Below are 26,202 nucleotides of genomic sequence, written 5' to 3' on the forward strand. Positions count from 1 at the left end.
TTCGAACTGTAACACAGCTCGATTTGCTTGCTAGTGCCGGTAGGCGGGAGCAAGCGTGGATTGTTGCGATGACGCAACAATCCACATCATGACAGATTTAGAGATGGCTGTCCAGAAATGCCGTCAATTGCGACTTGGACAGCGCGCCGACCTTCTGCGCGGCCACGGCGCCGTTCTTGAACAGGATCAGCGTCGGAATACCGCGCACGCCGAATTTTACCGGCGTCGACTGGTTTTCATCGACATTGAGCTTGGCGATTTGCAGGCGATCGCCGTAGTCCTTTGCGACTTCTTCCAGGATAGGGGCAATCATCTTGCACGGACCGCACCATTCTGCCCAAAAATCCAGCAGCACCGGTTTGTCGGCCTTGACGACGTCCTGTTCGAAGGATGCGTCGCTGATATGTTTGATTTGTTCACTCATTATAAAAATACCTCGTTACCGTGGTTGGAGCCGACGGCGTAAGAAGATTATCCGTTACGATGCAAAAAAATAGCCTGATTCAATCTCGTAGCGGCAGGGCGGGTCCGGTCAGAGCGACTACATTGCTTACCGGCCGGCTGCCGTCCATACGTTGTTTTCAATCGGCTGTCATCTTAGCCCAAATTACAGGACCTTGCCGGAGACGACTTCACAGGGTTCTCCTTTGGCGCGCATCGTGCGCACGCACGTGCAACGTAAAAAGCTGCGGTGCGGACGTGCCTCGCGGGCGCAGCGGTGGTAGAATGCTTCGTGACGGGCCTCCTCGCATGGTGGCGCGGCCAATCTGGTCAGGTCGGGAACGAAGCAGCCACAGTCGTTATCTGCCAGTGCCGAGGGTCGGGCTCGTCACCCCCCGCTTTTGTTCGACCTCGTTTTGTTCAGAAAGTCTCGGATTTTTCTGCGTTTCCCTATTTGCTGTGACCGTTAGCCGGGGTTAGCATTTCCCTGCGACCATCGATTTGCCGCGCGCAAAATCCCGTGTCGTGTGAGCGGGTGGTGCGCGGTGGCTTCGGGTGGCTTCGGGTGGCTTATTACGCAGCATCTTCGATGACACCACTGCCTGTATGGCTCGCGCCGCATCGCTTCGTGCTCACATCCTGTCGTGCGAGCCGGCGTTACTGATACAATTTTGCAATGACCTATCAAGTACTCGCTCGCAAATGGCGCCCTAGAGATTTCGCCTCTCTGGTCGGGCAGGAACACGTGGTGCGTGCATTGACTCACGCACTGGAGCAGCAGCGGCTGCATCACGCCTATCTGTTTACCGGCACGCGCGGCGTGGGCAAAACCACACTGTCGCGCATCCTGGCCAAGGCGCTTAATTGCGAAACGGGTATCACGGCGACGCCGTGCGGGGTGTGCAAGGCGTGTCGCGAGATCGACGAAGGCCGTTTTATCGACTACGTCGAAATGGATGCCGCGTCCAATCGCGGCGTCGATGAAATGGCGGCATTGCTTGAACGTGCGGTCTATGCGCCGGTCGATGCGCGCTTCAAGGTCTATATGATCGACGAAGTGCACATGCTGACCAATCACGCCTTCAATGCGATGCTCAAGACGCTTGAAGAGCCGCCGGCGCACGTGAAGTTCATCCTCGCGACCACCGACCCGCAAAAAATCCCGGTCACCGTGCTCTCGCGCTGTTTGCAATTCAATCTAAAGCAGATGCCCGCGACGCATATCGTGACGCATCTGGAAAAAATCCTGACCGACGAGCAAATCGGTTTCGAGACCCAGGCGCTGCGCCTGCTTGCGCGGGCCGCTGACGGCAGCATGCGCGACGCGTTGTCGCTCACCGATCAGGCGATCGCCTATGCGGCCGGCGTGGTCAGCGAAGAGGCGATACGCGGCATGCTGGGTGCACTCGATCAGAGTTATCTGATCCGTCTGCTCGATGCGGTGGCCGCGGCCGACGGCGTCACGGTGTTGGCGATTGCCGACGAGATGGCGGCGCGCAGCTTGTCGTTCTCGGTGGCGCTGCAGGATTTGGCCAGCTTGCTGCATCGAGTCGCCTGGGCGCAGCACGCGCCGGCGTCGGTGCTGGATGAATGGCCCGAAGCGGCCGAAATACGGCGTTTTGCCGCGCTACTCGCGCCACAGGATATTCAGCTTTACTATCAGATCGCAACGATAGGTCGTAGCGAACTCGGTGTAGCGCCTGACGAATATGCGGGCTTCACGATGAGCTTGCTGCGCATGCTGGCGTTTCAGCCTGCGGCCGCAGCGGATGGACCGGCGGGTAGCGCGCCGGCGAATCCGGCGCCGCTCGCGCGCAGCCGTTTGCAAGCGGCGCCGGCCGATGTCGGCACGGCGTCAGCCGTGGCCGGCGTATCGCGCCTACCCGCTCAGGTGGCGCGGTCAGCGGCGGCATCGATGGCCAGTCGTGACGCAAGCGCGGCTGCCGACTCGATGGAACGGCCTGGCATTGCGCCTGCGGTCGCTCCTGTTATCGCACCCGCAGCTGCTCCTGTTTTAGACGTGGCCGCCGTGGCACCGCTCGACGCGAGCGTTACCGCAACGAGTCCCGTAGCGAACCCCATAACGAGTCCCGTCGCCAGCCCCTCGGGTAGTCCGTCAGCTGACGTCGTAAGCCGTGCCGCAACCGTCACCGCAAATCCGGTCCCAGTATCGACAGCCCCTAATCCAGCACGCGCCGCACTCGATGCGCTGCGTAATTCAACGCGAGCCGGACTGCGGGTTGCGCCCGAACGCCAACGCACCGAAACGCCGGCACCCAAGCGCGATCCCGCAGCGGCGGCATCCGCGGCGCGGGCAATGCCGCTCAGGCCGCCCGGTCCGCCACCGGCGCCGGTGCGCCAGCCTGAAGTTCGGGAACCAGAAGTTCGGCAGTCTGAAGTTCGGCAGCCCGCCACACCTTATCGAGCCGTTCAGGCCGAGCCAGCATCCGACGCCGCAGCCTATGCATTTGTCGATGGCGGCTCGACCGTTGCGCCATGGGACGATCTGCCGCCTGACGATTTTTATCCCGACGGCGCGGCCTCAGGGGCCGACGCTTTCGAGCCGTTTGAGGCGAGTGGCGTAACGAGTGCCTTCAATAAGGCAAACGGTACGGGCGCGGCTTCTGCCGCGGCATTGAGCGGTGCATTCGAAAGCCCCGCGCAAGATCCATCGGATGATATGGCGAGAGAGCGCCGCCGCGCCTCGGCGATTGCGCTGTCGAGCCAAGCAAACGATCGCCCCGCGAATCGCCCGGCCAGCAGGCCCGAAGCGGCGGGGTCCGCAACTGCGGCCGCGCTTCCCGCCGCGACGCTAACCGCGACTGCGCCTGCGACCCAGATCGATCTGACGCCGCTGGGCTTTACCGGATATTGGCCCGCGCTGGCCGCGTTATTGCCGCTCAAAGGGTTGGCCCAGCAACTGGCGCATCAAAGCGAGCTGATGGGATTGGACGGCCAGACCTTGAAGCTCAGGGTCGCCGCATCGCTGGCCGATGCCGTCCAGATCGCCAAACTCAAGGCGGCCTTGATCGAACATCTGGGTCGCCCGGTCAGCCTCGACGTGATGCCGGGCGTCGCGGCCTGGTCCGCCGCGCTGGTCGATGGCGCCGAGCGCGCCGTGCGGCAGCGCGAAGCTGAGCAGGTGATCGCAGAGGATACTTTTGTGCAGGCCTTGATTCGCGATTTCGATGCGAGCATTGTGCGCGGCTCGATCCGGCCGATCCAGTAAAACGAACTTATAGGAAGGAGTGTCACCGATGATGAAAGGTCAACTCGCAGGGCTGATGAAGCAAGCTCAGCAGATGCAAGAGAACATGAAAAAGATGCAGGATCAACTCGCGTTGATCGAGGTCGAAGGGCAGTCTGGCGCCGGGCTGGTCAAGGTCGTCATGACCTGCAAGAACGACGTGCGCCGGGTCACCATCGACCCGAGCTTGCTGGCCGACGATAAGGATATGCTGGAAGATCTGGTAGCGGCCGCTTTCAACGACGCCGTGCGCAAAGCGGAAGCGACCGCCCAGGAAAAAATGGGTGGCATGACCAGCGGCTTGCCTTTGCCGCCGGGTTTCAAGCTGCCGTTCTGAACGGGCGTCCGTGCCTATCAAGCCGCCTTCCGCGCTGGCCGCGCTGGTCGATGCCTTGCGCGTGCTGCCCGGTGTCGGGCCGAAATCGGCCCAGCGCATGGCGTATCACCTCATGCAGCACGATCGCGACGGTGCGCAGCGCCTGGGCGGGGCGCTGATCACGGCCGTGCGCTCGCTGCGCCACTGCAACCTGTGCAATACGTTCACCGAAGCGCAGGTCTGCGAAACATGCGAAGACACCGAGCGCGACACGAGTTTGCTGTGCGTGGTCGAAACGCCGGCCGACCAGATCATGCTCGAGCAGACGATGACCTACCGCGGTCTCTATTTCGTGCTGATGGGGCGCCTGAGTCCGCTGGACGGAATCGGCCCGCGCGAGATCCATTTCGATCGTCTGGTCAAACGTGCCACTGACGGTATCGTCAAAGAAGTCGTGCTCGCGACAAATTTCACCAACGAAGGCGAGGCGACTGCGCACTATCTGGGCCAGACGCTCAAGGCCCGTGGCCTGAAAGTCAGTCGCCTGGCGCGCGGCGTGCCGGTTGGCGGCGAACTCGAATATGTCGACGCGGGCACGATCGCGCGCGCAGTGCTCGATCGGCGCACGATCTAGCGCAAGATCCATCGCTAACCCCAATCGCTGAAACCTCTACGAGAGATCTCTCATGCCGACACGCACCGGACCCTTGGCCGGCGTCAAAGTACTGGAGCTGGGAACCCTGATTGCGGGCCCGTTCGCTTCGCGATTCATGGCCGAATTCGGCGCCGACGTTATCAAGATCGAAGACCCGCGCGGCGGCGACCCACTACGCAAATGGCGCAAGTTGCACCCGGAAGTCGGTGGCACTTCGTTGTGGTGGGCGGTACAGGCGCGCAACAAAAAATCGGTCACCGTCAATTTGAAAGCGGCCGAAGGGCGCGACATTGTGCTCAAACTGGCTGCGCAGGCCGACATCGTGGTCGAAAATTTTCGGCCTGGCCTGCTCGAAAAACTCGGCTTGGGCTATGCCGAGTTGTCGGCGCACAATCCGGGGCTGGTCATGGTGCGTTTGTCGGGCTATGGACAGACCGGTCCCTATCGCGATCGGCCCGGCTTTGGCGCGATCGCCGAATCGATGGGCGGCCTGCGGCACATTACCGGCTACCCCGATTTGCCGCCCCCGCGCATCGGCATCTCGATCGGCGATTCGATTGCCGCATTGCATGGCGTGATCGGTGCGTTGATGGCCTTGCACCACAAACAGGTCAATGGCGGGCGCGGCCAAGTGGTCGACGTCGCGCTGTACGAGGCGGTCTTCAACATGATGGAGAGCGTGGTGCCTGAATACGGCGTGTACGGCATGGTACGCGAGCGCGCCGGCGCCTCGTTGCCGGGCATCGTGCCGTCCAACACCTATCGATGCAGCGACGGCAGCGTCGTGATCGGCGGTAATAGCGATCCGATCTTCAAGCGCCTGATGTTCGCGATTGAACGCCCCGATCTGGCTAACGATCCGCAACTCGAACACAACGACGGGCGAGTGCCGCGTACCGAGGAGATCGACCAGGCGATTGCGAACTGGCTCGCGCCGCGCACGCTCGACGATGCGCTGGCGGTGCTCAACGCAGCTGACGTGCCGGCCGGGCGCATCTTCAGCGTGGCCGATATGTTCGTCGATCCGCAGTTTATTGCGCGCGACATGATCAAGCGCTTTTCTCTGCCTGGCGGTCAACCGATCGACTTGCCCGGCGTCACGCCCAAGCTCTCTGAAACGCCGGGTGGCACACGCTGGTTGGGCCCGGAACTCGGGGAACATACGGATGAAGTGCTGGGCACGCTCGGGTATGATCTCCACGAGATTGCGCGCTTGCATGCGGAACATATTGTGTAGTTGAGCTGGGCTGGTAGCTGGGCTATCAACTCGGCTTGTAGCCCGGTGCGTATCTGCAGCCCGCGCCTGCCGAGGGTTCGTGTATTTGCGCTAGTCACATCTAATCGCTCGTCGAAGCGAGCAGCATCAATAACAATAAAGATAACAACGAGGAGACACGCACCATGAAGCGTCGGGAATTTATTGCCGCAGCGGCCAGTACTGCGTTAGGGGGTACCGGTCTATTGAATCTGAACGTGGCACGCGGCGCGACTGCGCTCGAGCGCAGTACGGTGTCGATTGCGGTAGGTGGCAAGAACCTCTTTTATTACCTGCCCCTGACGATCGCCGAGCGTCGTAATTTCTTCAAAGACGAAGGGCTGAACGTCGAGATTTCCGACTTCGCCGGCGGCTCCCAGGCGCTGCAGGCTGCTGTGGGCGGTAGTGCCGACGTGGTCTCGGGCGCGTTCGAGCACACCTTGTTGTTGCAAGCCAAAGGGCTGGCTTTCCGCGAATTCGTGTTGCAAGGGCGGGCGCCGCAGATTGTTCTCGGCATTTCCAAGAAGACCATGCCCGGTTATAAATCGGTTGCGGATCTGCGTGGCAAGAAGATCGGCGTCACGGCGCCCGGTTCGTCGACTTCGATCATGGCCAGCTTCGTGCTGGCCAAAGCCGGCGTGAAGGCGAACGAAGTGTCGTTCGTGGGCGTGGGCGCCGGCGCCGGCGCGATTGCTGCGTTGGAGTCCGGGCAGATCGACGCGATCTGTAATCTGGATCCGGTCATCACCAAGTTGGACCGGGCCGGCGACATCATCATCGCGTCCGATACGCGCACGCTGGCTGCGACGCTGGCGGTCTACGGCGGCGATATGCCGGCCGGCTGCATGTACACCTCGCAGGCTTTCATCAATAAAAATCCGAATACCACCCAGGCGCTCAGCAATGCCATGGTGCGTGCACTGCTGTGGCTGCAGTCGGCCACGGGCAAGGAGCTGATCGACACCGTGCCGGAGTCGTATTTGCTTGGCGATCGATCGCTGTACCTGGCTGCGTGGGACCACGTCAAGCAAGCCATCTCGCCCAATGGCCTGATGGCGGCCGACGGCGCGGCGACTTCGCTGCGCACACTGCAGACTTTCGATCAGACCTTGCAGGGCAAGACCATAGACACGAGCAAAACGTGGACCAATGATTTCGTCCAGAAATCGCTGGCAACGCTGAAAGCCTGATCGGGAATCTATGACTTTGCCCGAGGCCGTGCCTGCGAGTTTGCCTGCTCTTGCGCTGGAAAATGTCACCTGCTCATTTGCCTCGCGCGGGGAAGGGCGGGGCGCGAGCCATTACGTCGCGGTGCGCGACACCACCCTGACCGTGCAGCCCGGCGAATTCGTCTCGGTGGTGGGGCCGACCGGTTGCGGCAAATCGACCTTGCTCAATGTCGCCGCGGGATTGCTGGAGCCCTCGTCGGGTACGGTGCGCTCGTTCGGCGAGCCGCTGCGCGGCGTGAATGCCCGGGCCGGTTATATGTTCCAGGCCGAGGCGCTGATGCCGTGGCGTTCGGCGCTCGACAACGTGACGGCCGGACTGCTGTTTCGCGGCATGTCGCGTCGCGATGCGAACCTGCTCGGCGACGAATGGCTCAAGCGAGTCGGGCTGGGCGGTTTCGGCGGCCGTTATCCGCATCAACTGTCGGGCGGCATGCGCAAGCGCGTGGCGATGGCGCAAACGCTGATCCTCGACCCCGACATCATCTTGATGGACGAGCCGTTTTCGGCGCTCGACATTCAAACGCGTCAGTTGATGGAAAACGAATTGCTCGCGTTATGGGCGGCCAAGCGCAAGGCCGTGCTGTTCATCACACACGATCTCGATGAAGCCATTTCGCTGTCCGATCGCGTGGTGGTTCTGGCGGCTGGGCCCGGCACGCGCCCGATCGGCGAATTCACGATCGACCTGCCGCGACCGCGCGATGTCGCCGAAATTCGCAGTCATCCGCGCTTTGTTGAATTGCATGCCCAGATCTGGGGTGTGTTGCGCGACGAAGTACTCAAAGGTTATGCCCAACAGTTGCAAGCGGTTTAAGGCGCGGCATTGAAATCATGTGGAAAAAAATCAAACCGAACCGTTCCAATCTGCGGATTTGGCAATGGTTGCTGCTGGTGCTGATCTTCGTCGTCTGGTACGTGCTGACCAGCCCGACCTTGATGCCGCCGTTTTATTTCGACGATCCGAATCGCGCCGCCTTCTTTTTCGGCGAGCCGTTGGCGGTGCTGCAACGGATCTGGGAGTGGTTCGCCAGCGGTGAGATCTACATCCACCTGGGCGTCACGCTGCTGGAGACGGTACTGGCATTCGTGCTAGGCACCCTGGGCGGCCTTGGTGTGGGACTGTGGCTGGCGCTTTCGCCCACGATGGCGGCTTTGCTCGATCCCTATATCAAGGCGGCCAATTCGATGCCGCGCGTGATACTTGCGCCGATCTTCGGGGTTTGGTTCGGGCTGGGCATCGGCTCCAAGGTGGCGTTGGGCATCACGCTCGTGTTTTTTATCGTCTTTTTCAACGTGTATCAGGGTGTCAAGGAAGTCAGCCCGGTGGTGCTGGCCAATGTGCGCATGCTCGGCGCGAATCGCCAGCAATTGCTGCGCAATGTGTACTTGCCCAGCGCGATGAGCTGGGTGTTTTCGAGCCTGCATACCGCCGTCGGACTGGCTTTTGTCGGCTCGGTGGTGGGCGAGTATCTCGGCTCGGCCCGTGGCGTGGGCTATCTGATCCTGCAGGCGCAGGGCACGCTGGACGTCAATACGGTATTCGCTGGGATCATTGTGCTGACGGTGTTCGCGTTGATACTCGACTGGTGCGTGGTGCTGGTCGAAACGCGCCTGATGAAGTGGCAACCGAGTACCAGCGAGACGGAAAAGCTTTGAATGGTGATCATGCGCTTCGCGGCCCGCTTCACGGCGTGAAGCGCAGCACGCTTGCGCAGCGCAATCTACCGCGCAATCCGCGACGTAATGCCCGGCACGAGCGGCACGTTGCACTTCACGGCATGATGAGCACCTTGCCAGTCACGCGCCGCTGCGCCATTTCGTCAAGCGCTTGCGCCGTGTCCGCCAGCGCATAGCGCCGCGACACATGCGGTTTGAGCTTACCTGCCGCGATCCACTGCAGGAGCGCTTCGATAGCCTGTGCGTTACGCTCAGGTTCCCGCTTGACGAAATCGCCCCAAAACACGCCGATTACGCTCGCGCCTTTAAGTAAAGGCAGGTTCAGCGGCAACTTGGGAATCTCCCCATTCGCGAAGCCTACGATCAGATATCGGCCGCGCCATCCGATGCTGCGAAACGCCGGTTCGGTAAAACTGCCGCCGACCGGGTCATACACCACGTCGGGACCGCGCGCACCGGTGTAAGCCTTGACTCGCTCGCGCAAATCGTCGCGACTGTAGTTCAGCAAATGATCTGCGCCGTGCGCGCGGCAGACTGCCAGTTTCTCATCGCTCGAAGCCGCCGCGATCACGGTCGCACCGAGTGCTTTGGCAATTTCGATGGCCGCCAGACCGACGCCGCCGGCCGCGCCGAGCACCAGCACCGTTTCACCTGCCTGCAAGCCGGCCCGATCGACCAAGGCGTGATAGGACGTACCATAGGTCAGCGTGAAGGCCGCGGCAGTATCGAAATCGAGGTTGTTAGGCAATTTGATGCAGCCCGAGGCGGGCAGCGCAATGTACTGCGCAAACGCACCGTTGCCGACATACGCTGCTACGCGCTCGCCTGGCGACAGGCTGCTGACGCCGGCGCCGACCGCGTGTACCACGCCGGAGAACTCCGAGCCTGGCGTGAAGGGCAGCGCCGGTTTGTGCTGATATTTATTCTGGATGATCAGGACGTCGGGAAAATTCACTGCAGCCGCCTTGATCTCGACCACAACCTCACCCGCGCCCGCGGTGGGTTCGGGTAATGTCTTGAGCCGCAGGCTACTCGGGGGCCCGAAGTTTTCACATACGATGGCTTGCATGGCGTCTCCTGACGATATTCGTGAATGCGCGTGCTGGGATGTGTACGCCAATTTGCACGATTATTTTTGCTGCGTGTTTTGCCGTGCATTGTGCATGGCTTACATTGACAGCCAGTGTGAGAGTTTAGTGTAGCGGCTGACACGAAGCCATGCCCTAACCCGTGCCCGAAGCTGCGCAAGCCGGCGACACGCTACGCCTGTGCGCAAAGCGCGCGCGGGCCGGTTTCGAGATGGCATCCTCGGTTACAATCATCGCATGCGTATCCTACTCAGCAACGATGATGGCTATCTCGCCCCGGGCCTTGCTGCGCTTTACGAAGCGCTCAAGCCGCTAGGCGAAATCGACGTGGTGGCGCCCGAACAAAATTGCAGTGGCGCCTCGAATTCGCTCACCCTCTCGCGGCCACTCTCGGTTTATACGGCGCTTAACGGTTTCCGGTATGTGAACGGCACACCGACCGACTGCGTTCATATTGCGCTGACCGGCTTACTCGATTTTCGGCCCGACATCGTCGTGTCCGGCATCAACAACGGCCAGAATATGGGCGAAGACACCCTTTACTCGGGCACGGTCGCGGCAGCCACCGAAGGCTTTTTGTTCGGCATTCCGGCGTTCGCATTTTCTCAAGTCGATAAAGGCTGGCAGCATCTCGAGGATGCGGCGCGCGTCGCTCACGATATCGTGGCGCGCTACCTGCAGGCGCCTTTGTCGGGCTCGCCGCTGCTCAATGTCAATATCCCTAATCTGCCGCATTCGCAGTTGCAGGGCTGGCAAGTCACGCGGCTGGGCAAACGCCATCCGTCGCAACCGGTAGTACGGCAATTCAATCCGCGCGGTGAGCCGATTTACTGGGTTGGGCCTGCCGGTGACGCGCGCGACGCCAGTGCCGGTACCGACTTTCATGCAACCGTGAACGGCGCGGTATCGATCACGCCGCTACAACTCGATTTGACGGATACCCGCTCGTTGCCCGAGGTTTGCGATTGGGCGGCCGGCGGGGCTGACAGCGCCAGCGAGCATTGCGCACCCGCGGAGTCGGGCCGATGACCACTGAGCGTTCGAAGCGCTTTCCGCTCGTGCTTGCCGATGTTGTGAAGCCGGGCACGCTCGATCGCACTGGTCGTGCAGCGCGCCCGAGTGGCACGCGCGTCGCGGCGGCGAACAGCGAGCGCGCACCGCGGCCGGCATCGCCGGCACGGCCCGCTACGGCGACAGCGGTCGCGCTCAAGGCTTCGGGCGGGCACACGGGCGTTAAATCGGGCACGCCGGGCCCGCTGATGCCAGCCGCGCTTCGGCCCATGGTCAAGAACGCCCTGAGGCCCAGCCAGTCCCCGTTTGGGACTACAACCGTTAAATCTGCGGTGAAGCCTGTGGTCAAGTCGCAGCTCGGTTCGCAGGCGCCCTCGCAGCGCCCCTCACAACTGCGTTCACAGCCGGCTTCACAACCCGCTTCAAAGCTCGCTGCGCAGCACACGTCACAGCACACGTCACAGCCCGCACGCAAGCAGGTGACCCAGCCATTTTTAAAACCGACACTTAAGCCGTCGGAGAAGCCTGCAAGCAAACCCGCCCACGCCGCGCATTACAAACCCTCGGTCGCTGGCCAGAGCATGACCGTCAAGCCGTTGTCGCGCCACCATCGCGGCACGCAGCGCGCGCCCGAGCTGGCGACGCAGACGCATGACGTGCTCAATTCCGACCGGGTCCGTGAACGGCTGGTCGAACGTCTGCGGGCCAGGGGCATTCGCGATCCACGGGTGCTCGGCGCGATCGCCACGGTTCCGCGCCATTTGTTCGTCGACGCCGGACTGGCGACACAGGCTTATGAAGACGCGGCGCTGCCGATCGGGCACCATCAGACCATCTCGAAACCCTCCGTGGTTGCACGCATGATTGAACTTGCGGCGGCCGGACGCGCTCTGAACAAGGTTCTGGAAATCGGTACTGGCTGCGGCTACCAAGCTGCGGTGCTAAGCCGGGTGTCGCGGGAAGTGTATTCGATCGAGCGTATCAAGCCGTTATTCGAACGTGCCAAAAGCAATCTGCGCTCGCTGCGCTTGCCCAACCTGCGCTTGCATTATGGGGATGGGCGCCTGGGCCTGCCAGCCGTGGCGCCGTTCGACGCGATCTTGCTGGCCGCCGCCGGCCTTGAAGTGCCTCAAGCGTTACTGGAACAGTTGGAAATCGGCGGACGGCTGATCGCGCCCGTGGGTGGCGAAGAGCAGGTTCTGACACTGATTGAACGTATTTCGCAGACGGAGTGGCGGGAATCCCGCCTCGACCGAGTTTTCTTTGTCCCTTTAAAAACCGGAGTGGTATGAATCCGATGAATCGATTGCACCTGGATGCACGAACGCTGAACACCAGCAATGTGCGCATCACTGTTTTGCAACGCATCGTTTGTGTGCTCGCGCTTTCAGCGCTGGCCGCCTGCGCGACCCGTCTCGATAACGCGCCGGTGGTCGACCGCTCGGTGAACGCAGCACCCGTAGCGCCAGCGCCGCTGGGGCCGCCGCCGCCGGGCTACTACCGGGTCAAACCCGGCGATACGCTGTATCGTATCGCGCTCGAGAACGGCCAGAATTATCGCGACATCGCGACTTGGAATAATCTGACCAATCCCAATCAGATCGAGGTCGACCAGCTATTGCGCGTGGCGCCTCCGGGCAGCAACCCGACGACGTTGGCGGGTGCCGGCGTGTCGAGTGCACCGGTGATTATCGGCAGCGGCGTTCAGTCGGCTCCGCTGGGCGGCGGCAACCCGCAGTCCAACGTACCGCTGGGCAGCTTGCCGCCTGCCGTGCCGCTGACACCGATGCCGGCGCCGCTTGCATCGATACCGCCGACGTCAGCACCGGGCTCGGCTATGCCCAATGCCGTTGAAGGCCTGTCGCTGATCTGGCCGGCGCGCGGCCCGATCATCAACCGCTTCGACGACGTCAAGAATAAAGGGGTCGATATTGGCGGCGCGCCCGGCGACCCGGTACGCGCCGCGGCTGACGGCCGCGTCGTGTATTCCGGCAGTGGCTTGCGTGGCTACGGTAATTTGATCATCGTCAAACACGATGCAACGTTTTTGACCGCCTACGCGCACAATCAGACTTTACTGGTAAAAGAGGGGGATGCTGTCACACGCGGACAAAATATCGCGACAATGGGGAATAGTGACGCGGATCGTGTCATGCTTCACTTTGAGGTACGCAAGCAAGGCAAGCCTGTCGATCCTTTGAAATACTTACCGCCTCAATAATTATAGGTGTGCCCCATGCCAAAATCGAAGCCTGATCCGCTGGCAGCGAAATCCGAGCGTTCCGCGCGGGCTGGCAGCCGAATGCAGATCGATGGCCTCGATGCGGTAAAGAATGTAAGCCCCCCGGAGCCGGCTCAAGAGGGCGTGAGCAAGGGACTGAACGGGGGCACAAGCGGGGGCGTTGGCAAGGACATGAGCAAGGACGCGAGCAACGGCATCAGCAAGGGCCTTAATGGCGACGCGCACGAGATACCCGTGCGCGTGCGTTCGCAGCCTGACGATGAAGACGCTGCGCAGGACGACAGCGCCGAGCGCGAAGGGTCCGACGGGCAAGACGGCGAGGAGGCCGGCGATGGCACGCAATCGGGCGATGCGGCCGAGGTCGTGGTGGCCGAAGCCGACCCCGACGATTTCCGGGCGATCCTGCAGGCCGAGCTGACGGCTGACACCATCCAGCACTATTTGAATCGGATCAGCGTCAAACCGCTGTTGACCGTCGCGGAAGAGCAGCATTACTCGACGTTGGCCCGCGAGGGCGAGTTCGCGGCCCGCCAGGTGATGATAGAGCGCAATTTGCGCTTGGTCGTGAGCATTGCCAAAGGCTATCTGAATCGCGGCGTGCCGCTGCTCGACCTGATCGAGGAGGGCAATCTGGGCCTGATGCATGCCATCGAAAAATTCGAACCGGCGCGCGGTTTTCGTTTTTCGACTTACGCCACCTGGTGGATTCGGCAAAGCATCGAGCGAGCCATCATGAATCAGGCGCGCACGGTGCGCTTGCCTGTGCATGTGATCCGGGAACTCAACCAGGTGTTGCGCGCCAAGCGCTTTCTCGAAAAAAGCTCCGCCAATGCCAATGAACAGGGCGAACGGCGCGATGCGAGTATCGAAGATATTGCCCATTTGACCGGCAAGACGCCCGAGGAAATTGCCGATATCCTGGCGCTTAACGAACATACCGCATCGCTGGACGCACCGCTCGATTTCGATCCGGCCAGCAGCCTGCTTGATTTGCTGCCCGACGATCATGGCGAGGCGCCCGATGCCGAGGTTCAACATCGCGAGCTCGAAATCCTGACGCGCTCGTGGTTGTCGCGCTTGTCCGATAAACACCGTCATGTGATCGAACGACGTTTTGGGCTCAATAACATCGAGCCTGCAACGCTAGAGCAACTCGCCGACGAAATGGGGCTGACGCGCGAACGGGTCAGACAGATCCAGCAGGAAGCGCTGGTCAGATTAAAACGCTACTTCGCCTCTAATGGCGTGCGCAGGGATGCCGTCCTTTGACACCGATACTCGTTTTCGATATTGAAACCATTCCTGACATTGCGGGCATCCGCAAGCTCGACGATCTGCCGTCCGATCTGTCCGATGACGACGTTGCTGAACACGCGTTTGCCGCGCGCCGCGAAAAGACCGGTTCCGATTTCCTGCCGCATCATCTGCAGCATATTGCCGCGATTTCCTGTGTGTTTCGCGATCGCGAGGGCATGCGAGTGCGCTCGCTGGGGCAGCCCGGCGACAGCGAAGCCAGCCTGATCCAGTCGTTCTTCAAGGTGATCGAAAAATATACGCCGCAACTGGTGTCATGGAATGGCGGAGGCTTCGACCTGCCGGTGCTGCACTATCGCGGCTTGATCCATGGCGTGAGCGCACCGCGCTACTGGGACATGGGCGAGGACGACCGCGAATTCAAATGGAACAATTACATCAGCCGTTATCATTCGCGTCATACCGATCTGATGGACGTGCTCGCGGCGTTTCAGCCGCGTGCCAGCGCACCGCTCGATGCACTGGCTAAACTCTGTGGCTTTCCCGGCAAACTCGGCATGGACGGCAGCAAGGTTTGGGAAGCGTTCCAGGCTGGCCGGCTCGACGAGATTCGTGCCTATTGCGAGACCGATGTCGTCAACACCTACCTGATGTATTGCAAATACCAGCTGATGCGCGGCGGATTCACGGCCGACGACTATGCGGACGAAGTCGCTTTCGTCAAGACCGCGCTCGCTGCCGAGACCGGCGCACATTGGGCGCAATACCTGGCTGCCTTTGCCGACGCTTGATCACGGCTGATGTTGGCTTGCCTCGGATTTCGCCTGACTTCTCCAGGTTTCGTTCGACTTTTCCCGACTTCGCCTGATTTTGCCTGACTCCTGCGCTCGGCCGCCCGTGCCACCGGCTCAGCTTGGACTACAATCATGCCTTGTTTATTTTCTACAAAGCATGGAGCGGCGTTGTCTTTAATCTCACCTTCGTCCCGGCGGGCCCCCGAGCTCGAAATCGAATCGCTCGATATGGACGCGCGCGGCGTAGGTCGTCAACGCGACGACGAGGGCGTCGCGGGCAAGGTCGTGTTCGTCGAGGGCGCATTGCCTGGCGAGCGCGTGACCTATTCCAGCTACGTCAAGAAAGCGCGCTACGAACAAGCTCAACTCGTCGAGATACTGCGCGAGAGCACCTCGCGCGTGAAGCCGGGCTGCATTTATTTCGGCACCTGCGGCGGCTGCTCGATGCAGCATATGGAGATGCGTGCCCAATTGTCGGTCAAGCAGCGTGTGCTCGAAGACAATTTGTGGCATCTGAGCAAGTTGCGCGCTGAAGTGATCTTCCGACCGATCCACGGGCCGACCTGGGGCTATCGATATCGCGCGCGCCTGACGGTGCGCCACGTGTCGAAGAAGGGTGGGGTGCTGATCGGCTTTCATGAGCGCAAGAGCAAATACATCGCCGATATGACCTCGTGCGAGGTGCTGTCGCCCGATGTGTCTGCGCTGTTGGTGCCACTACGCGCGCTGATCGACAGCCTGTCGATCTTCAACCAGATACCGCAGATTGAAGTGGCGGTGGGCAGCGAGACTACGGCACTCGTGCTGCGAGTGCTGCAGCCGCTGAGCGCCGCCGACGAAACGCTGGTGCGTGAGTTTGCGCACGCGCATCCAGTGCAGTTCTGGTTACAGTCCAAAGGCCCGGAATCGGTCGAATTGTTCTATCCCAAGACGCCGCAGCTGGCCTATACCTTGCCGGAATTCAATATCCGCATGCCGTTCAGGCCAACCGATTTCACCCAGGTCAATCATCAGATTAATCGTGTCCTGGTGAGTCGGGCGCTGCGCTTGCTCGCACCCCAGCGCACTGAGCGCGTGCTCGACCTGTTCTGCGGCTTGGGTAATTTCACGCTGCCTTTGGCGCGACTGTCGCGTGAAGTGATGGGGATCGAAGGCAGTGAAATCCTGGTCCAGCGTGCTCGCGAGAACGCCCGGGCAAACGGCCTGGAGTCGAGCACTTCATTTGCGGCACGCAATCTGTTCGAACTGACGGGCGATGATTTCCGCGCACTGGGGCCGTTCGACAAACTGCTGATCGATCCGCCGCGCGAAGGGGCATTCGCGGTTTCCAAGGCGTTGGCCGCGATCGCGGAATCGGGGCATGGCCCACTGCCACAAAAGATCGTCTACGTTTCCTGCAATCCGGCCACGCTGGCTCGCGATGCCGAGCTGTTGGTGCATCAAGCGGGCTATCGGTTGAGCGGCGCGGGCGTGGTCAATATGTTCCCGCACACTTCGCACGTGGAGTCGATTGCGTTGTTCGAACGCGAGGCGACTTAGCATCGCGGCCACGATCGCGGCTTCCAATGAAAAAATGCCGTCCAGTGCATAACTGGACGGCATTGCCCTCGCGAAAGGGGGTCGTGCTAGTGACCGCCCGAGACTACGGGCGTGGCAGGCAATTACTTCTTCGGGGTCGCTGCGCGAGCCGAGGCAGCAGCTGCCTTGGATGCTGCGCTGGTGGCAGCTGCCATGTTGGTTTCAGCCAGTTCAACAGCTTGCTTGGTAGCCTTGTGCACGGTTTCGTACGTGGTGTTGGCGGCGCTGATGGCCGACTTCATCACGGCGACGGCGGTTTCCGAACCTGCCGGTGCGTTCTTGGCTACGTTGTCGACCAGCGACTGAATCTTACGGTTTTGCTCTTCGAGCTGGGCTTCTGCAACCTTGGTGAATTCAGCCTGCGTTGCCGAAGCAATTTCATACAGGTGACGGCCATACGACAGAACTTTTTCCGCGACGGGCTGCGACAAGCCGGCTTGCAATTGCAGCAGTTCTTGCGCATCTTTTACGGAAAACGCTTTCTGTGCGTTGTCGTGCGATTCAGCCAGCGTCGATTTAACGACTTGCAGGTTCAACTCAACCAGCTTTTCGATACCTTCGAATGCCTTGCTGGTCAGACCAAACAGGGTTTCGAGGTTGGCTTTTTGGGCGGCGGCGATTTGCTCGGGGGTCAACAGACTCATTCGATGCTCCTGAATTTCGACCCGCTCGAGTCCTTAATCGGACAGCACACGTTGTGCGTGCTTGGCGGAGTCGTGGGTTTAACTACATCAACATCGTGGGTTGCCGATTTGGCCTCTCACGTAATACCTGGCGACGCGATCTGAAATACCGCTCGGTCGCTTTATGCTGCACTGCAACATGATTCCATTTTATGCCATACGTGCTGTATGTCAAGTACTATGTTGAAGAAAATTTACAGGGCGACATCCCGGAAAATCAACAGCTTAGCTCGCGCGCATGACGCTCACATGACTTATTTATGTCGCGTCACGGCCTTGCTGGCGGGGCGCGGCCGTTGATTTGGGTCCGCAAGTTCGTCCAGGAAGTGGACGCATTCTAAGCTTGCTTTAGGCGATTGTAATGTAAATGAAAGTATTTTACAGCGATGAATTTGTTTTGCCACTACCGCCAGGGCACCGATTCCCGATGCAGAAATATCGGATGTTGCGTGAGCGGGTGGAGGCCGAATTGGCCCACATCGAGTTGCGTGAGGCGCCGATTGCGGGCGACCGGGATCTTGAGCGGGCCCACAGCCGGCACTACATCGAGCAAGTCGCGCAAGGCAACCTGGACGCGACGCAGCAGCGGCTGATCGGATTTCCATGGTCGCCGGAGATGGTCGAGCGCTCGCGGCGTTCGGCGGGCGCAACGGTGGCGGCTTGCCGGGCCGCACTCGACGAGGGGCTCGCGGTCAATCTCGCCGGCGGCACGCACCACGCGCACACTGCGCATGGCGAGGGCTTTTGCGTGTTCAACGATGCGGCGGTGGCGGCGCGTGTGCTGCAGCACGACGCGCGGGCATTGGCGGCAGGGGCCACGGATTTCCCGGTTGCGATAGTCGATCTCGATGTCCACCAAGGCAACGGCACCGCCTCGATTTTTTGCGACGATCCGACCGTATTTACGCTGTCACTGCACGGCGAACGTAACTACCCGTTTCACAAGGCGCGCAGCGACCTCGATATCGCGCTGCCCGACGGCTGCGAGGACGATGCGTATCTGCAGGCGCTGGGCGGCGCGCTCGAGCAGGTATTTGCCTGGGGCACGCCGCGCTTGATCATTTACCTCGCAGGCGCGGACCCTCACCACGGCGATCGACTTGGGAGGTTGGGTTTGAGCCAGGCCGGTCTCGAGCAACGCGACGCCTGTGTCTTCGACGCGGCCTCTGCGCGGCACATCCCGGTCGCCGTGACGATGGCGGGTGGCTACGGGCGCGATATCGACGAGACCGTCGACATCCACTTGCGCACTGTTCAATTGGCCGCGGCGTATCAACGAAAATTCGTGGCACATGCACGGCGGGCCATCGCCTAACTTCCACCTCGATTCCCGATTCAGCGGCCAATTAATCTGTCGATTCGGCCATCGTTGAGCCATAGCGACACTCGAATCTGGACGCTGGAATACTATAAATTAGGCCCGGATTAAAGCCGGTTGACAGGCCTGGCATCTACCGGCACAGTTCAGCGTTTGCCGAGTTTTTTGGCTGCCGTCGGCGATCGAAGCAAATGCTGTGAAGCTGCCCGCAAGCGGGCTTGAATTTGAATTTGGGTACACACTCATCCGCCGCTGTTCCGAACTGCGCCGCTCCAGAAATGCCACGTCCTTTAGCCGAATCCCGCGAGGCCTACCCCCATTTTCTGGCGATCCAGACCCGTTGGTCCGATAACGACGTTTACGGACATGTGAACAACACGGTCTATTACAGCTACTTCGATACGGTCGTTAATCGCTACCTGATCGAACAGGGCGTGTTGGATCCGACGGGCGGCGAAGTGGTCGGGCTGGTGGTCGCCACCCATTGTGATTTTTTCAGCGAGATCGCGTTTCCGGATCAGCTTAGCGCGGGTCTACGGATCGCCCATCTCGGCAATAGCAGCGTGCGTTACGAAATCGGGCTGTTTCGTGACGCAGAGAGCCGCGCTTCGGCGCAAGGACATCTCGTTCACGTCTATGTACAACGGCTGTCGCGACGCCCGACGCCTCTGCCGACGCCGTTACGCGACGCATTGGTGCCGCTGCTGAGCGCCCCGGATACCGATTAGAGACGAAGACTGCGGAGCTGGGCTTGAGCCGTCGGCCAGCACCGTGTCAGCGCCTCAGATCGTGGTTTAAATAACAAACGTAAGTACTTAATATTGCTTATTTTTATGTGATTCAATACACTTGCTTCCATTCATGCGTTGGATGGTAGCGGTCAACTTCTTCGAATTTCAAATGAAAAACAATCCATTTTTGTCGCTACAGAGCCTGGCGCTACGCTTCGCCAGGCCAGCAATGGCGAGCTTGATGGCGGCCGGGCTGGCCGTTCCGCTGACCTTGATGACCGCGCCCGTAGCGGCTGCGGCAACTGTCAAACATCCTGCTGCAACCCCGGATATCCCAGCGGCGGGCAAAAAAGCCAAGAAAGCGCATCTGCTCAAGACGACGGGTGGACCCCAACCCGCTACGTTCATCCGCACGGGCGGCCCTAAACCGGCCGTCATCCCCCCGCACCTGCGCAAACGCGTGACATTCACCATGGAGCCGGGCGAGCGACGCGCGCATGTCAGCCGAATTGCGTTTTCGCCCTCTCACAGCCAAGCGTTTCGGATGCGCGAACCCGAAGGCAGCGTGAGCGTGCTCGCTTTGCGCTCGAACGCCGCCTTGGTGGTCGATCAGAATACGCATGAAGCGCTGTACGAGAAAAATTCCACCGAGGTGATGCCGATCGCATCGATCAGCAAATTGATGACGGCGATGGTTGTCCTCGACTCCAAAGCCGCCATGGACGAAGTGGTCGAAGTGACCGACGCCGATCGCGACTACGAGAAAAACACCGGTTCGCGCTTGTCTGTGGGCTCGCGGTTGTCGCGTGAAGACATGCTGCATATCGCGCTGATGTCGTCTGAAAATCGTGCCGCCGCGGCGCTATCGCGTTACTTCCCGGGCGGCCGTCCGGGTTTTGTGGCTGCGATGAACAAAAAAGCGCTCGAACTCGGCATGACCAACACGCATTTTCTCGACCCCACCGGTTTGAGTCCCAATACGTCGAGCGCTAGCGACCTGGTGAAAATGGTGAGCGCGGCGTATCAGTATCCGCAGATCCGCGAATTCTCGACCGACGTTGCCTATGACGTTCATCCCGGCACGCGCACCTTGCACTATGGCAGCACCAATGCACTGGTTCGTAACCCCGGTTGGCAAATCGGCCTGCAAAAGACCGGCTTTACCAATGAGGCGGGTGAGTGCATGGTGATGCAGACAACAGTACGCGATCGGCCGGTCATCATGGTGCTGCTCGATTCAGTGGGCAAGTATTCGCGAGTGGGTGATGCCGAGCGCGTACATACCTGGCTGGGTCTGGGTGGCGTGCAGCGCGTGACCAGTGCCGAGGGCATGCACGCGGGCACCTGATACGCAGCGTGCCACATACGATGGCCGGATGATTCCGGTACCGCATAAAAAATGCTCCTTCGGGAGCATTTTTTTTAAAGTTTTTTTCTAAGGTCTTTCCTTTGATCTTGCCTGATGCCTGGCTTGTATCTGGCTTGGCGTCTGATCAGGTAGCCGCTGCCGCGGTAGCCATCGCGTACCCCAAAGCCCGCGAAATCTGCAACGACGTTTCGCTCAGATGATGCAACCATGAATCCTGCAGACGATCCGCCGGCGCCGACAACGACAGCCCTGCAACCAGCTTGGCGGTATCGTCATAGATGCCTGCCGCGATACAACGCACGCCCAACTCGAGTTCTTCGTTGTCACGCGCGCACATCTGCTCGCGCACATGAACCAGTTCGCGTTCGAGCTTGGTCAGATCGGTGATGCTGTTTTGCGTATGCCCAGCCAAACCGGTGCGCGTTGCGTAAGCCCGGACCCGGGTCGCTTCGTCGGCGGCCAGGAACAGCTTCCCCACTGAAGTCAGATGCAAAGGCGCGCGACCACCGATCGCACGCACGACCTGCATGCCGGAGCGTTCACTGTAAGCGCGTTCGATATAAACGATTTCGTCGCCCTGGCGTACCGACAAATTCACGGTTTGCCCGGTGAGGCGGTGCAGATCGCGCATGGGACCCAACGCCGCATCGCGTACCGACAGGCGCGCTTTGACCAGATTGCCCAATTCCAGCAGGCGCATGCCCAAGCGATACGTGCCGGGATCCGAGCGATCCACCAGGCGGCACGTCACCATGTCATTCAGGATGCGGTGAGCCGTCGAGGGATGGAGTTCGGTGCCGCGTGCCAACTCTTTCAGGCTGACCGGGTCGCTATGGGCAGCCAGACTGTCGAGCAGTCGCATCATGCGCTCGATCACCTGGATCGAGGTCTTGGCCTCGGGGACGACGTTGCTGATCGGGTCCAGGCTCGCGGGGTCAAGGTTCATGGGTCAGTCTCCTGGTACGTAGACATAGATGAACAGGATCGTAATTTTATATCATATAGTGAAATTCACGTCGTGCTCGCTCGAAAAAAAGAGTGACCGAACGCGCGTTGCGAGTGTGGCGACGAGGTGGCTACGTGACGGGTATGCGGTGGCGATGCAGCCGAACTAGAGGCCGTTCAGTGCTGCCCTGGGAGTGCCAGGTGCCGCTCCAACCAGCGTTGAAATAATTCGAGCGCGGTGCATAGCACCCAGTAGACGGCCGCGACGCCGAGGTACAGGGGTAGTGGCTGGAAGGTCGCCGCGATCACCTCCTGGGCGCTTCTGAGCAGTTCCGTGACCGTAATCACCGAGACCAGCGAGGTGTCCTTCACCAGGCTGATCAGGCTGTTGCCCAAGCTCGGAATCGCCAGGCGCAACGCCTGTGGCGCGACCACGTAGCGTAGTGTATCGAGGCGGCTCAGGCCCAAGCTGTAGGCGGCCAGCCATTGCCCACGGTTGATCCCCAGGATGGCGCCGCGCATGCTTTCGGATAGATACGCGGCGACATTGGCAGACAAGGCCAGCACACCCGCCGTAGTTGGCCCCAGCGAGAGTCCGAGGCTAGGCAGGCCGTAGTAGATCACGAAGATCTGCACCAGCAACGGCGTGCCGCGCATGATGCTGACGTAGGATCGGGCGATGCGCTGCAGGGCGGGATAGGTACTGACGCCCATCAGCGTGACCAGCATGGCGGCGGCGAGTCCGAAGAGCATCGACAATACCGCGAACTTGATCGTCAGCAGCGCGCCGGCCAGCAAGACTGGCACGGACTGGAGCAACAGATCGAAGATGGACATGGTGGCGGGTTATCCAGGCTAAACGGGTGAAAATAACAACGTGTGGAAAGCGATTTGACGCGGGTTGGCCGCCAAAATTAGCCGCGAAATCAGCCACCAGCGCGGCAAGAAGTTCAAAGAAAACGGGGCGGACTTGAGCCACCCCGTTCAGGTTTCCCGGCTCAAACTTCAGCGCTTGATGACGCTTGGCCCGTCGACGCTTGGCCCGTCGACGCTTGGCCCGTCGACGTTTGACTCACCGACGTTTGACTCGCCGGCGCGTGCTCCGCCGGCATCTGAGCGTCGATGCTCAAGCAACACCCGGGATTTTATTGCGTGATTGGCTTGCTGACGTCGATACCGAACCATTTTTGCGAAATTTTGGTCAGCGTGCCGTCCTTTTCCAAGGAGGCGATGGCGTCGTTCATAGCTTGGGCGAATTTCGGATTGCCTTTGTTGAACGGAATACCCATTTCCACATGATCGCCCACGGTTGCGCCCGTGCGCAGCGGCAACGGCGACGTCTTGAGCAAGTACGCGAGCATCAGGCGGTCGTTCAGCGCGGCGTCGATGCGTCCAGCGGCGAGGTCGCTCAAATATTCAGGCGCACCCGGATAGGTCACCACTTGCACGCCGGCAACCGCCTTGGCCATGTCGTTGTAATTGCTGCCCAGGCTCACGCCGAGTTTGTGGCCCTTGAGGTCATCCAACGATTTGAAATTGCGATCATCGTTTTTGCGCTGGATCAGTTGCGGCATCGAATAGGTGTAGGGCGGCGAGAAATCGAACGCCTGCTGGCGCTGCGGCGTGATCCCAACCTGATTGACGATGACGTCGTACTTGCCGGCCTTCAGCCCTGCAATGATGCCGCTCCATTCGGTCGCGACGAACACCGGTTTCACGCCCAGTTTGGCGGCGACGGCCTTGGCAACATCCACGTCGTAGCCCACCAGGTCGCCCTTGGCATCTTTCGAGTCGAACGGCGGATAGGTGCCTTCGAGCGCCACCTGCAAGGTGCCGCGATGCTTCACCGTATCGAGCAGATCCTCGGCGTGAGCCGCGGCGCTCGCGAGCGAGAAACCGATCAGGGCGGTGGCGAGCAGTTTGTGCAGTAGGGTAGTTTTCATGGTTTTTCTGAGAGAGTGAGCTTTTTTATTGAGGCTTTATTGGAGGTGTTATAGGTTAAGCTCCGCCATCATAACCAAAACGTTTCATCAAAATGAAATACGGAATCGTCATCACGATATAACGGTTCACCGCTTGCAGGTGCGAGGTCATCTCAAGCTCGTCCCGGGCATCATCCCAAACATCGTCGCAAGCATCATCCCAAGCAGGGTCTAAACGCGCTCACCGCCCCGCGCTCACCCCCCTCGCCGCAATGATCTAGCGTGCGGGCATGTCGGCAAGCGCCCGCGCGCATTCGCCCACCAGTGCCGGCCCGCGATAAATCAAGCCCGTATAAAGCTGGACCAGCGATGCGCCTGCCGCTATTTTGGCTTGCGCGTCCGCACCCGAGAAAATGCCGCCCACACCGATAATCGGCACGCTATTGCCCAATTCTGCGTGCAATTTACGGATCACGGCGTTGGAAGCATCGAACACCGGCTGACCGGACAGGCCGCCCGCTTCGTCGGCATGGGCCAGCCCCACCACCGCGGTGCGCGACAAGGTCGTATTGGTGGCGATCACGCCATCGATGCCGTGGCGCAGTACGGTGCCGGCGATCGACTTGATCTGTTCGTCGTCGAGGTCGGGCGCGATCTTCAACACGAGCGGCACCAGCTTGCCATGCAGATCGGCCAAATGCTGCTGCTTTTCCTTGAGCGCGCCCAGCAGCGAGTCGAGTTCGTCCGCGGCTTGCAACTGACGCAGGTTCTTCGTGTTGGGCGAGGAAATATTGATCGTGACGTAGCTGGCAAACGGATAGACCCGTTCCAGGCAATATCGGTAATCATCCGCTGCGCGCTCGATCGGCGTATCGGCATTCTTGCCGATATTCAGCCCGAGGACGCCCTTGTAGCGCGCCGCTTCGACGTTCGCGACAAACTGGTCGACGCCCAGGTTGTTGAACCCGAGCCGGTTGATCAGTGCACCCGCTTGCGGCAGCCGGAACATGCGCGGACGCGGGTTGCCGGGCTGGGGCCGCGGCGTGACAGTGCCCACCTCGATGAAACCAAAACCGAGCGCAGCCAGCCCGTCGATGCAGGCGCCATCCTTGTCGAGTCCGGCCGAGAGGCCCACGGCGTTGCGAAAATTCAGGCCCATTACCGTGCGCGGCGCATTGACGGCCGCGGGTGCGAGCAAGCTGGCCAAGCCGGCACGGCCCAACTGGCGCAAGCCGGCGAGGGTGTAGTGATGTGCGTCTTCGGCGTCCATCCGAAACAAACGTGCCCGCGCAAGCGGGTAAAGTGAACTCAGCACAAGGGGCTCAAAAAGGTGGCAATCCGCTATTTTAACGGGTGTGGGTCCGAACGGGCGCCCCCATTGTTATCCTTGTTGGCGACGTCGCCGCTTTATAGCTCGCTCATATCTCACTTATAGCGCGCCTATACCTCGCCTATACCGCTTGCATCGCTGGAGTCGCCTGCGCCACCTAGATCGCTGAACTCGTCGCCGCGCCGGCCGATATCGATGCGCGGCTGCGCGCTCGCCGCCGTCGGTTGATCGGGCGGCCTCGAGGCCGCACCGGTTGGCCAGAGCATCGCGGTCTCATCGAGCGTGCCATGCTCGCCGGGTCGTTCGCCAGTGCCGGCAGGGATATCGTCACCCGGGGCCAGCGGCGTCCAGCGCCCATCGATCAACCCTTCCAGCGGCCGGAAATTGGCCTTGTAGGCCATCTTGCGGCTTTCCTGGATCCAATACCCCAGGTACACATAGGGCAGCTTCAGCGTGCGCGCCTGCTCGATCTGCCAGACGATATTGAACGTACCGTAACTGGTGCCGGGAATATCGGGTTCGAAAAAGGTATAGACCGACGAAATGCCGTCGCCCAGGATGTCGATCATGCTGACCATGCGCAGCTGGCCTTGGCTGCCATGGTGGCGCGCGGGTTCACGAAATTCGACGAGCCGCGAGTTGATTCGGCTTTGCAGCAGGAATTGCTCGTACTGGTCGCGGCTGTCGCGGTCCATGCCGCCACCGGCATGGCGTGCCGATTGATAGCGCATATAGAGCGCGTAATGTTGCTCGTCGTAATAGAGCGGCGAGACCGACGCGATCAGCTCGTCGAGCCGGTGGGCGACCTTGCGCTGCGTGCGATTCGGTTGATAGTGTTCGACCGCAATACGCACGGGGATGCACGCCCGGCATCCATCGCAGTATGGTCGATAGGTAAATACGCCCGAGCGCCGGAAGCCGGCACGCACCAATTCGGTATAGATATCGGAATTGATCAGGTGGCTGGGCGTGGCCACTTGCGAGCGAGCGACGCGGCCATCCAGATAGCTGCAGGGATAGGGCGCGGTTGCGTAAAATTGCAACGCGGAAAGCGGTGAGAGTGGCAGCTCGTTGGGGTGGGTCACACTGTAGCCCTCTGCACGTTGAACCCGGTGTT

At 60.6% G+C, this 26,202-nt stretch carries 23 protein-coding genes, 1 other RNA gene and 1 pseudogene; 17 read left to right on the forward strand and 8 right to left on the reverse strand.

Annotated elements, in window-relative coordinates; genetic code table 11:
* Nucleotides 1-97: 97 nt before the first annotated feature.
* The gene (gene trxA, locus GSQ77_RS10875) at nt 98-424 is read right to left on the reverse strand and encodes a thioredoxin TrxA (protein ID WP_158901868.1); all 327 of its coding nucleotides are present in this window, start codon (nt 422-424) and stop codon (nt 98-100) included.
* Nucleotides 425-735: 311 nt separating this feature from the next.
* On the opposite strand from trxA, the gene ffs reads away from it, so the two are divergent.
* The 8 genes from ffs to GSQ77_RS10915 all read left to right on the forward strand — a co-directional run bounded on the left by ffs (nt 736) and on the right by GSQ77_RS10915 (nt 8,799).
* Nucleotides 736-834: signal recognition particle sRNA small type (ffs, locus tag GSQ77_RS10880), an RNA gene on the forward strand.
* A gap of 283 nt (nt 835-1,117) precedes the next feature.
* The gene (gene dnaX, locus GSQ77_RS10885) at nt 1,118-3,670 is read left to right on the forward strand and encodes a DNA polymerase III subunit gamma/tau (RefSeq protein WP_158901870.1); all 2,553 of its coding nucleotides are present in this window, start codon (nt 1,118-1,120) and stop codon (nt 3,668-3,670) included.
* Nucleotides 3,671-3,698: 28 nt separating this feature from the next.
* Complete coding sequence (locus tag GSQ77_RS10890) at nt 3,699-4,025, forward strand: YbaB/EbfC family nucleoid-associated protein (protein WP_158901872.1); 327 nt, start codon at nt 3,699-3,701, stop codon at nt 4,023-4,025.
* 16 nt (nt 4,026-4,041) lie between these two features.
* Complete coding sequence (recR, locus tag GSQ77_RS10895; protein ID WP_174246432.1) at nt 4,042-4,638, forward strand: recombination mediator RecR; 597 nt, start codon at nt 4,042-4,044, stop codon at nt 4,636-4,638.
* Nucleotides 4,639-4,690: 52 nt separating this feature from the next.
* Nucleotides 4,691-5,896, forward strand: a complete 1,206-nt coding sequence (locus GSQ77_RS10900; protein WP_158901876.1) for a CaiB/BaiF CoA-transferase family protein — start codon at nt 4,691-4,693, stop codon at nt 5,894-5,896.
* A 164-nt stretch (nt 5,897-6,060) separates the two neighbouring features.
* Nucleotides 6,061-7,104 carry an ABC transporter substrate-binding protein gene (locus GSQ77_RS10905; RefSeq protein WP_158901878.1) on the forward strand — a complete coding sequence of 348 codons (1,044 nt, stop codon included), beginning with the start codon at nt 6,061-6,063 and terminating at the stop codon, nt 7,102-7,104.
* 10 nt (nt 7,105-7,114) lie between these two features.
* Entirely contained in the window at nt 7,115-7,957 is an 843-nt protein-coding gene (locus tag GSQ77_RS10910) for an ABC transporter ATP-binding protein (protein WP_158901880.1), read from the forward strand.
* A 17-nt stretch (nt 7,958-7,974) separates the two neighbouring features.
* Nucleotides 7,975-8,799, forward strand: coding sequence for an ABC transporter permease (locus tag GSQ77_RS10915; protein WP_158901882.1), 825 nt, complete (start codon nt 7,975-7,977; stop codon nt 8,797-8,799).
* Nucleotides 8,800-8,914: 115 nt separating this feature from the next.
* Here GSQ77_RS10915 and GSQ77_RS10920 read toward each other — a convergent pair whose 3' ends face one another.
* Nucleotides 8,915-9,889 (reverse strand): NADPH:quinone oxidoreductase family protein, encoded by a 975-nt coding sequence (locus tag GSQ77_RS10920; protein ID WP_158901884.1) that lies wholly within the window; start codon nt 9,887-9,889, stop codon nt 8,915-8,917.
* Nucleotides 9,890-10,145: 256 nt separating this feature from the next.
* On the opposite strand from GSQ77_RS10920, the gene surE reads away from it, so the two are divergent.
* The 6 genes from surE to rlmD all read left to right on the forward strand — a co-directional run bounded on the left by surE (nt 10,146) and on the right by rlmD (nt 16,748).
* A complete protein-coding gene (gene surE / locus GSQ77_RS10925) occupies nt 10,146-10,937 on the forward strand; it encodes a 5'/3'-nucleotidase SurE (protein WP_158901886.1) in 792 nt (263 codons plus the stop codon).
* Nucleotides 10,934-12,211, forward strand: coding sequence for a protein-L-isoaspartate(D-aspartate) O-methyltransferase (locus tag GSQ77_RS10930; RefSeq protein WP_158901888.1), 1,278 nt, complete (start codon nt 10,934-10,936; stop codon nt 12,209-12,211). Before surE ends, GSQ77_RS10930 begins: the two co-directional genes overlap by 4 nt.
* Nucleotides 12,212-12,216: 5 nt before the next feature.
* The gene (locus tag GSQ77_RS10935) at nt 12,217-13,140 is read left to right on the forward strand and encodes a peptidoglycan DD-metalloendopeptidase family protein (RefSeq protein WP_158902945.1); all 924 of its coding nucleotides are present in this window, start codon (nt 12,217-12,219) and stop codon (nt 13,138-13,140) included.
* A 216-nt stretch (nt 13,141-13,356) separates the two neighbouring features.
* A complete protein-coding gene (gene rpoS, locus GSQ77_RS10940; protein ID WP_254067598.1) occupies nt 13,357-14,430 on the forward strand; it encodes an RNA polymerase sigma factor RpoS in 1,074 nt (357 codons plus the stop codon).
* Nucleotides 14,427-15,206 carry a 3'-5' exonuclease gene (locus GSQ77_RS10945; RefSeq protein ID WP_158901890.1) on the forward strand — a complete coding sequence of 260 codons (780 nt, stop codon included), beginning with the start codon at nt 14,427-14,429 and terminating at the stop codon, nt 15,204-15,206. Before rpoS ends, GSQ77_RS10945 begins: the two co-directional genes overlap by 4 nt.
* Before the next feature lie 135 nt (nt 15,207-15,341).
* Nucleotides 15,342-16,748, forward strand: coding sequence for a 23S rRNA (uracil(1939)-C(5))-methyltransferase RlmD (gene rlmD / locus GSQ77_RS10950; RefSeq protein ID WP_158901892.1), 1,407 nt, complete (start codon nt 15,342-15,344; stop codon nt 16,746-16,748).
* Nucleotides 16,749-16,870: 122 nt separating this feature from the next.
* Here the strand turns inward: rlmD and GSQ77_RS10955 are convergent, their stop codons facing one another.
* Nucleotides 16,871-17,431: a phasin family protein gene (locus GSQ77_RS10955; RefSeq protein WP_158901894.1), complete on the reverse strand. Its 561-nt coding sequence runs from the start codon at nt 17,429-17,431 to the stop codon at nt 16,871-16,873.
* 406 nt (nt 17,432-17,837) lie between these two features.
* On the opposite strand from GSQ77_RS10955, the gene GSQ77_RS10960 reads away from it, so the two are divergent.
* From GSQ77_RS10960 to pbpG, 3 genes are all read left to right on the forward strand, one after another.
* Nucleotides 17,838-18,785 (forward strand): histone deacetylase, encoded by a 948-nt coding sequence (locus GSQ77_RS10960; protein ID WP_158901896.1) that lies wholly within the window; start codon nt 17,838-17,840, stop codon nt 18,783-18,785.
* A 281-nt stretch (nt 18,786-19,066) separates the two neighbouring features.
* Nucleotides 19,067-19,516: a thioesterase family protein gene (locus tag GSQ77_RS10965; RefSeq protein WP_158901898.1), complete on the forward strand. Its 450-nt coding sequence runs from the start codon at nt 19,067-19,069 to the stop codon at nt 19,514-19,516.
* 172 nt (nt 19,517-19,688) lie between these two features.
* Nucleotides 19,689-20,867 carry a D-alanyl-D-alanine endopeptidase gene (pbpG, locus tag GSQ77_RS10970; protein WP_158901900.1) on the forward strand — a complete coding sequence of 393 codons (1,179 nt, stop codon included), beginning with the start codon at nt 19,689-19,691 and terminating at the stop codon, nt 20,865-20,867.
* Between the two features lie 145 nt (nt 20,868-21,012).
* Here pbpG and GSQ77_RS10975 read toward each other — a convergent pair whose 3' ends face one another.
* From GSQ77_RS10975 to GSQ77_RS10995, 5 genes and pseudogenes are all read right to left on the reverse strand, one after another.
* A complete protein-coding gene (locus GSQ77_RS10975) occupies nt 21,013-21,804 on the reverse strand; it encodes an IclR family transcriptional regulator (protein WP_158902949.1) in 792 nt (263 codons plus the stop codon).
* Nucleotides 21,805-22,010: 206 nt separating this feature from the next.
* Nucleotides 22,011-22,670 (reverse strand): amino acid ABC transporter permease, encoded by a 660-nt coding sequence (locus GSQ77_RS10980; protein WP_158901902.1) that lies wholly within the window; start codon nt 22,668-22,670, stop codon nt 22,011-22,013.
* 308 nt (nt 22,671-22,978) lie between these two features.
* A complete protein-coding gene (locus tag GSQ77_RS10985) occupies nt 22,979-23,776 on the reverse strand; it encodes a cystine ABC transporter substrate-binding protein (protein WP_158901904.1) in 798 nt (265 codons plus the stop codon).
* Between the two features lie 256 nt (nt 23,777-24,032).
* Nucleotides 24,033-25,070 (reverse strand): quinone-dependent dihydroorotate dehydrogenase, encoded by a 1,038-nt coding sequence (locus tag GSQ77_RS10990; RefSeq protein WP_158901906.1) that lies wholly within the window; start codon nt 25,068-25,070, stop codon nt 24,033-24,035.
* A 359-nt stretch (nt 25,071-25,429) separates the two neighbouring features.
* Nucleotides 25,430-26,170 (reverse strand): annotated as a pseudogene (locus GSQ77_RS10995) (arginyltransferase); the annotation flags it as partial.
* Nucleotides 26,171-26,202 lie beyond the last annotated feature (32 nt).

This window comes from Burkholderia sp. L27(2015) (genome assembly GCF_009765705.1).
Classification (GTDB): Bacteria; Pseudomonadota; Gammaproteobacteria; order Burkholderiales; family Burkholderiaceae; genus LMUX01.

What these genes read in the sequence shown, in the direction of transcription:
- rlmD (WP_158901892.1), top strand. Translation starts at nt 15,342, where the DNA reads ATGCCTTGTTTATTTTCTACAAAGCATGGAGCGGCGTTGTCTTTAATC.
- GSQ77_RS10965 (WP_158901898.1), top strand. Translation starts at nt 19,067, where the DNA reads ATGCCACGTCCTTTAGCCGAATCCCGCGAGGCCTACCCCCATTTTCTG.
- GSQ77_RS10910 (WP_158901880.1), top strand. Translation starts at nt 7,115, where the DNA reads ATGACTTTGCCCGAGGCCGTGCCTGCGAGTTTGCCTGCTCTTGCGCTG.
- GSQ77_RS10900 (WP_158901876.1), top strand. Translation starts at nt 4,691, where the DNA reads ATGCCGACACGCACCGGACCCTTGGCCGGCGTCAAAGTACTGGAGCTG.
- GSQ77_RS10905 (WP_158901878.1), top strand. Translation starts at nt 6,061, where the DNA reads ATGAAGCGTCGGGAATTTATTGCCGCAGCGGCCAGTACTGCGTTAGGG.
- GSQ77_RS10890 (WP_158901872.1), top strand. Translation starts at nt 3,699, where the DNA reads ATGATGAAAGGTCAACTCGCAGGGCTGATGAAGCAAGCTCAGCAGATG.
- GSQ77_RS10920 (WP_158901884.1), bottom strand. Translation starts at nt 9,889, where the DNA reads ATGCAAGCCATCGTATGTGAAAACTTCGGGCCCCCGAGTAGCCTGCGG.
- GSQ77_RS10980 (WP_158901902.1), bottom strand. Translation starts at nt 22,670, where the DNA reads ATGTCCATCTTCGATCTGTTGCTCCAGTCCGTGCCAGTCTTGCTGGCC.
- GSQ77_RS10935 (WP_158902945.1), top strand. Translation starts at nt 12,217, where the DNA reads ATGAATCGATTGCACCTGGATGCACGAACGCTGAACACCAGCAATGTG.
- GSQ77_RS10960 (WP_158901896.1), top strand. Translation starts at nt 17,838, where the DNA reads ATGAAAGTATTTTACAGCGATGAATTTGTTTTGCCACTACCGCCAGGG.
- pbpG (WP_158901900.1), top strand. Translation starts at nt 19,689, where the DNA reads ATGAAAAACAATCCATTTTTGTCGCTACAGAGCCTGGCGCTACGCTTC.
- surE (WP_158901886.1), top strand. Translation starts at nt 10,146, where the DNA reads ATGCGTATCCTACTCAGCAACGATGATGGCTATCTCGCCCCGGGCCTT.
- GSQ77_RS10915 (WP_158901882.1), top strand. Translation starts at nt 7,975, where the DNA reads ATGTGGAAAAAAATCAAACCGAACCGTTCCAATCTGCGGATTTGGCAA.
- dnaX (WP_158901870.1), top strand. Translation starts at nt 1,118, where the DNA reads ATGACCTATCAAGTACTCGCTCGCAAATGGCGCCCTAGAGATTTCGCC.
- GSQ77_RS10955 (WP_158901894.1), bottom strand. Translation starts at nt 17,431, where the DNA reads ATGAGTCTGTTGACCCCCGAGCAAATCGCCGCCGCCCAAAAAGCCAAC.
- GSQ77_RS10985 (WP_158901904.1), bottom strand. Translation starts at nt 23,776, where the DNA reads ATGAAAACTACCCTACTGCACAAACTGCTCGCCACCGCCCTGATCGGT.
- GSQ77_RS10930 (WP_158901888.1), top strand. Translation starts at nt 10,934, where the DNA reads ATGACCACTGAGCGTTCGAAGCGCTTTCCGCTCGTGCTTGCCGATGTT.
- trxA (WP_158901868.1), bottom strand. Translation starts at nt 424, where the DNA reads ATGAGTGAACAAATCAAACATATCAGCGACGCATCCTTCGAACAGGAC.